This window comes from Cupriavidus sp. SK-3, from assembly GCF_000611145.1.
Taxonomy (GTDB): domain Bacteria; phylum Pseudomonadota; class Gammaproteobacteria; order Burkholderiales; family Burkholderiaceae; genus Cupriavidus.
The window spans coordinates 1-6,171 of sequence record NZ_JFJV02000094.1; the positions used below are offsets into that span (position 1 = coordinate 1).

Sequence of the window (6,171 nt, forward strand, 5' to 3'; positions counted from 1 at the left end):
GGGGAAAATGGCGCCAACGCACGGTGCGCGGTAGCTTTGGTCTGGCGGGAAAAAACCAACACAACAGACACCGGGTGTCTGCCATTGCGCGACACGCCGGGCCAGTCCCCCGGCGACCGCTGCCAAAGCGGGGCTATGCGGCGACGCGGCGCATGGGGACTTTATGGCGATCTACGCCTGACATGTACCTCATCAGGCCTTGCGTGATGCCCACGGAAATTCCGTTGCCTGCCCGGGTTCGGGTTACAGAACAGCAGATCAAGTGTCGGAAGCAGAGGCGCGCCGCCCTCTCGCTACGTGCAATTGGCGCGGTAAGTTTCCTGCAATGACTTGCGTGACTGGTCGCGCTCGATCTTGGGAATAGTGCGCCCCTGCGCGTTCTGTGTTGCCGGCCCGGGCGAATGGTAGGACGGCTGCTTCGAGGTGGCGTTGAATTGCTCCTTCAGAGCCTCGCACTTGGCGCGCGCGGCATCCTCGGAACTGGCGGAGTCGGCGGACGGAGGGCGATAGGGGCTGGCGCCACCCTGCACTGCCTCGGATATGGCATTTTCGGCACCCTGGCCCGCTGCGGGCTGTGCCATGCCAGCCGTGGAAAAACCAAGTGCCATCAGGCTGGCCAGGATAAATTTCCGGGACATACGCATACGCTCTCCGGTGGAACGATGATTTCGCTGGCGGGCTTGATCCGCCTGTTTCGGGCACGCCCGGCGGCGACCAGACCAAGCGTAGTCTTGCCGGAGCGCATTTCCGTCGCCGTAGCAGCCGCCGGGCCTACTGCGGTTTGTCCCGCCCCAGGCGAGACATGTTGTGCTTGATCACATCCGATACCGCGGCGGTCATCACCGCGGTCGAGACGCCGAACATCAGGATGCCGTTAGCCGCCTCAATCGGGCCGAGCAGGCGCCACTCCTCGGACATGACAATGTCGCCATAGCCCAATGTAGCGAAGTTGACACCGGAGTGATAGAGCGCGGTGGGGAAATTGCTGAATTCGCCGAGAATCATGAACAGCACCGCCCAGATTGCCATTTGCATGAAGTTGGCGAACAGTGTCAGCACCATCACCAGCGACAGCAGCAAGATATCGGTCCACAGTGATTCGTGCCCGAGGTGGCTATTCCGGAAGCGCGCGTAGCGGCGCAGGCAGGCGGCAACAACGCACCCCTGCAGCAACAGGCAGAAAAGCATGACGGGAGCGGCGGCCAGCACGTGGTGCAGCATGGTTGACTCCATCAGGGGGCGGGCAATGGTATGCGGCCGGGTTTGTCCAGAAGCCAGAGCATCAGGCAGGCATACAGGGTAACGCCGACGAACAGCCCCATGCGTACGGCGAAAGCGGTAAGGACGTCCTTGCCGGCCGCACTGTCCTGGACCGACTGGCCCAGCAGGATGACCATGGTTACCAGGCTGTTCAGCCAGAAGCCCGGCGGGTAACGCGTCGGGCTGATGGCATACAGCTTGCCTCCTGCCACCAGGACGAAGAGCAGCATCCATAGGAAGAACATCCACAGGTGCACGAACAGGCTGAGCGCGGACCAGAACAGGATGGCCAGCAGGCCGCCGAACAGCGTGGAACCGAGCAACTCGCGCGCGGCACCGCGGGCGGTCGTGCAGCTTTGCCTGCCGAGACTGACCGATTTCATGATGATCGGCAGGTAGGCGGCCGGATCGCTCAGCGCCAGCAGGAACGCCGGCATTACCACCAGCGCCGCGCGTAGCGCCATCCAGTCGGCCACATTGTCCGGCAGTCCCTGGGCGGGTCGCACAGGCCGCCCGCCTGCGGGTTCGGGAAACAGCCAGTGAACAAGCGCCAGCGCCAGCACGGCCAGCAGGAGTCCTTTGACGAGGGCGCCGATCACCGTGACGGCCAGACCGAAATCGGCGGTTCCCGCCGCGGAAATCATGGTCAGGCCAGCCGCCAGGAATGTGGAGACCAGATTGTTTCCGCCACGCAGGCCATAGCGGAATGCCAGGAAGAGGAGCAGGCCGGTCAAAAGCACGCCGCTGAACCAGTAATAGCGCAGAAAGGGGAGAAGCAGCAGGCCGCTGCCGGTCGTCAGCATGACGACCAGCACCAGGCCCAGGCCGGCCTTGAGCGGCAGGGGGCGGTCGAGAGAGGCAATAACGAACAGGCCAAGTACCGGCGCCACCACCGGGAGGGACCAGCCTAATCCGAAGCTGGTCGCCAGGCAAAGCGCGGCGCCGGATGCCAGGCGCAGCGGACGCCGGGAAAGGCGAGCGGGCTCAGCGGGCATGGCCGCCATCACCATTAGCAGGCATAGGATTAGTAGGCATAGGACAGCCAGCTCATTACGAACAGGAACAGGTGGCCAAGGGGGTTGAGCGGATTGCCCTGGGTGGGGAACGCCATGACTTCGGCCTGCCCGCCCACGCGCACGCCGTGCAGTTTGGCCAGCTCGCCCGGGGCGAACTCGATGACCACGGGGAAGCGCTGGGCCGGGCGCAGCCAGTCGCGACTGTTCTGTATCGTCGGCAGGCTGCCGGGCGGCGTGCTCTGGCCCACACTGACCCCATAACCGATACTGCGGACACGGCCGTCCAGTACCTTGCCCGGGTAGGCGTCCAGCACGATGGCGACGGACGTGCCGGGTTCGACGCGGCCGAGGTTATTTTCGGTCATTTCCGCGCTTACCCAGACGTCGTGAATGGCGATCAGCGTCATCACCGGGCTTCCGCCGGCGGCATATTGGCCGGCTTCGGTGCGCAGATCGGTGATCAGGCCCGCCGTGCGCGCGCGCACCTGCGAGTTGGCCAGGTCCAGTTCGGCTTTGTCCACATTGGCTGCAGCGCTGCGCAGCTTGGCGTTGTCTTCTTCACTGCCCCCCTCTTGTTCACGCGCGCGCTCTACTTCGGCACGGGCTGCGGCAACCTGGCTGACGGCCTGTACGTGCGTGGCGCGGGCCACCTCGAGACGGCGAAGCGAAACAGTTCCCTGGTCTTCACGATACAGGCGTTCAAGGCGGTCGCTGTCCTGGCGTGCCTTGAGTTCATTGGCCTGGGCGGCACGCAGGGATGCCTGGGCCGAGGCGATGCCGGCGGTGCTCGCGCCGATCTGCCGCCGCATGGACTCGAGATCGGCGCGGGCACGGTCGAGTGCGATGCGATAGTGCTGCGGATCGACCTCGAACAATACGTCTCCGGCCAGGACGTTCTGGTTGTTGCGCACCAGCACCCGGGCCACCCGGCCCGACACTTCAGAGGCCACCGGGACGACAAAGGCCTGGACCCTCGCTTGCTGTGTATACGGCGTGTACCGGTCGGCCAGCAGGTACCAGGCCAGGCTCAGCACAATCAGGCCGACTACCCACCTGACTCCCCGCTTCGTCGGGTCGGCAGCAGGCGCCGGTGCGTCCGGCGGCGGGGACGCCGGGGGTTGCGGTGTGTCATTCATCCGGGCTCACCCTCGGCACGGGGACGTTGGAGTTGAGTGGCTGGCGGCCTGTCTCGTTCAGCAAGTCGCCCCAATCGGTACGCTGCTGCATCTGCTGGCGGGTGGCCGCGTCGACCAGCGGCAGGGGTGTGTACCAGCCGCCGCCCATCGCCTTGTAAAGCGCGATGAGATTGTTCACGGCATTGCTGCGGTTGAGCAGGTAGGCATCCTGCTGCGCGACCAGCGCGCGCTGGGCATCCAGCACACGCTGGAACTCCGAGTACCCTTCGCGAAAGAGGGCATTGGCCAGTGTCAGCGAGCGGTTCGCTGCCTGCGACGCTTCGCGCAGGATCGTTTCGCGCTCCAGCGCCTTGATCAGCCCGGTGGCCGCATCGTCGGCTTCGCGCGCCGCCTGGCGCACGGTATCCTGGTAGGCGACGATCCGCTGCTGCAGGCGTGCATCCTGTACTCGCACATTGTTCGTGATGCGGCCGTAGTCGAACAGGTTCCACTGCACGCTGGGGCCACCGATCAGGACCCACCCGCCGGGCGTTCCCGGCAGCGAAGTGGCTGACCACCCGATGCTGCCCAGCAGCGTGACCGACGGATAAAGATCAGCCTTGGCCACGCCGATGAGCGCCGACTGGGCGGCAACCTGCAGTTCGGCTGAGCGGACATCGGGGCGGCGCAGCAGCAGGTTGGCGGGCACGTCCTGCAACACCGCGTGATCGATCAGCGGGATCACACCCTCCTTCTCCAGCAGTTCCTGCAGTTCCGGCAAGGGACCCGGGGGGCGGCCGATCAGGATCGCCAGCGCATTGCGGGCGCGCAATATCTGGTTTTCCAGATCGGGGATGCTGCTCAGGGTGCCCAGGTACTGGGTCTTGGCTTGCTGGAGGTCGAGCTCATCGCTTTCCCCACTCTTGAACAACCGCTCGGTAATTTCAAAACTGCGCTTTTGCAGCCGGGCATTCTCGCGGGCGATGCGCAGGCGCGCCTCGGCGGTGCGAAGGTCGAAGTAGGTTTGCGCGAGCTGCGCGTGCAGCAGTACCAGGGCGTCTTCATGATTGGCTTCGGCGGCGAAATAGGCCGCGTCCGCCGACTCGATGGCGCGGGCAAACCGTCCCCAGAAATCCAGCTCCCACCCAATGTCGAAACCCGCGCTGTATTGCCAGACACCGCTGCTTTCACCAGGAATGCCGGTCTTCCTGCTACGCGCGTACAAGGCATCGGCCCTGGCTTGCTGCAATTGCGGGTACCGCCCGGCCAGGGCAATGCCCAGCTGGGCGCGGGCTTCCACCACGCGCAGGCCGGCAATCTTCAGGCCGGCATCGTTGGCATCGGCAGCTGCGATCAGATGTTCGAGGACAGGATCCGAAAAGACTTTCCACCACTCGCGCATATCGGACTGCGGGTGCTGCTGGCTGGCCTGTTCGACAGCCGAAGTAGTCCAGTGCTCGGTCCAGGGATCGTGCTGTGCCTGGAAATCCGGCCCCACGCGCGCGCAGCCTACGAGGACCGATGCGCCGATCAGCACCAGTCCGGCCAGACGACACGGTGACGGCATGAGGCGAGAATGGCAATTCAACCCTGCTCCTGGTCGCCTGGCACGCTATCGGGCGGCACTTCCCCGGCCCGCTGCCAGAACAGTTGATCGCTGATCAGGCCAAGGCGCGGGCGGCATTCGTGGCGCACCCGCTATCCGGTGCGCGAAGCGCCAGGTAATGCGACTGGTGGTCCCGCAGTCGCCGTGTAAAGCCCGGGACTGCAACGGGACTTGATTGGAGCGGGTGCCGCTAGTGGCCGGCATTGCGCGGCGCCCCGACCGATTGTGGCTCTACCTTGGTCCAGCCTGGACCGGGATCAAACGAGGTGGTCGCGGCAGCCTTGGCGGCGCTTTCGGGCCCGAGATCACTCTCATAGAGCTGCCCGGCGTGACTCACCATGAAGCTCTTCACGCCGGTGTCACCGTATCGGATCGGCCACGCTATCACGGCGAAGCCGCCAAAGAGCTTGCCGCGCACCATATAGTCGAATGCGCCGCCGGGTGCGTGCCGGCCCTGTTTTGTCAGAAGCTTGTAGTGGTACCCGTGATAGCCTCCCGCTTCCTTTGCGCGGGCACCGGCCGTGGCGAAGGCTTCGCCCAGCGGGCTCGGCCGCTCGCCAGCCTGCGTCGGCCAGTACAAACCATCCTGCTTGCCTGGCGAACTCGCAAGCTTGGCGGCATAGCTAACCATGCCGGAGCCGTCGTGGTCGGACTGGGCGTAGTCGTTCTGCGCGTCATGAATGGCAAGCATGGTTTGCATGACGGCCAGTTCATTGCGCCCGATACGGCGCAAGCGCATATCCTCCACGCCGGCACGGGTGTCGAAGCGCCAGCCCCCGCCGGAATTCACCAGGGGCAAGGGGAGCGTCCAGCCATCGGTGCCGACGGCGATCCGGGCATGTTTTTCATCTACGGGTTGTACGGCGTGGGAGGCTTCCCACGCCGTGAGAAAGCGGCTGCGGATTTCCGCGTCGGCAGGTGGGATCAGCGTGCGGAAGTCATTGCCCAGCAGTGACTTCAGGGCTGACTCGTCATTGTTCGCAACAGCCGCCCCAAAAGCCGTCATGGCTGCTTCTGGCGTAGGGAATGCTCTTTGCGCGTGGGCGGTGCCCAGGATGCAGGTGGCCAGGCACAGCGCCACGGCAATCCGAATGCCGATTGCGCCAAGCGGGAGTCGGGCAAAACGAGCGGTGTTTAGCATAGCCATTCTCCCTAGCGCCTGCCACCGCCGCCG

Annotated in this window: 6 protein-coding genes; all 6 read right to left on the minus strand. The window is 64.9% G+C overall.

The genetic code is table 11. The annotated features are described in order from the left end of the window. Nucleotides 1-293: 293 nt before the first annotated feature. A complete protein-coding gene (locus CF70_RS09565; RefSeq protein WP_035863500.1) occupies nucleotides 294-644 on the minus strand; it encodes a hypothetical protein in 351 nt (116 codons plus the stop codon). Between the two features lie 127 nt (nucleotides 645-771). Next, nucleotides 772-1,221: a potassium channel family protein gene (locus CF70_RS09570; RefSeq protein ID WP_035863502.1), complete on the minus strand. Its 450-nt coding sequence runs from the start codon at nucleotides 1,219-1,221 to the stop codon at nucleotides 772-774. A gap of 11 nt (nucleotides 1,222-1,232) precedes the next feature. Next, the gene (locus CF70_RS09575) at nucleotides 1,233-2,255 is read right to left on the minus strand and encodes a DUF2955 domain-containing protein (protein WP_035863512.1); all 1,023 of its coding nucleotides are present in this window, start codon (nucleotides 2,253-2,255) and stop codon (nucleotides 1,233-1,235) included. A 29-nt stretch (nucleotides 2,256-2,284) separates the two neighbouring features. Then, entirely contained in the window at nucleotides 2,285-3,412 is a 1,128-nt protein-coding gene (locus tag CF70_RS09580) for an HlyD family secretion protein (RefSeq protein ID WP_035863504.1), read from the minus strand. After that, nucleotides 3,405-4,958: a TolC family protein gene (locus CF70_RS09585; RefSeq protein WP_035863508.1), complete on the minus strand. Its 1,554-nt coding sequence runs from the start codon at nucleotides 4,956-4,958 to the stop codon at nucleotides 3,405-3,407. The genes CF70_RS09580 and CF70_RS09585 overlap by 8 nt, the downstream gene beginning before the upstream one ends. Nucleotides 4,959-5,187: 229 nt before the next feature. Then, nucleotides 5,188-6,138 (minus strand): DUF2950 domain-containing protein, encoded by a 951-nt coding sequence (locus tag CF70_RS09590; protein WP_035863510.1) that lies wholly within the window; start codon nucleotides 6,136-6,138, stop codon nucleotides 5,188-5,190. Between the last annotated feature and the right edge of the window lie 33 nt (nucleotides 6,139-6,171).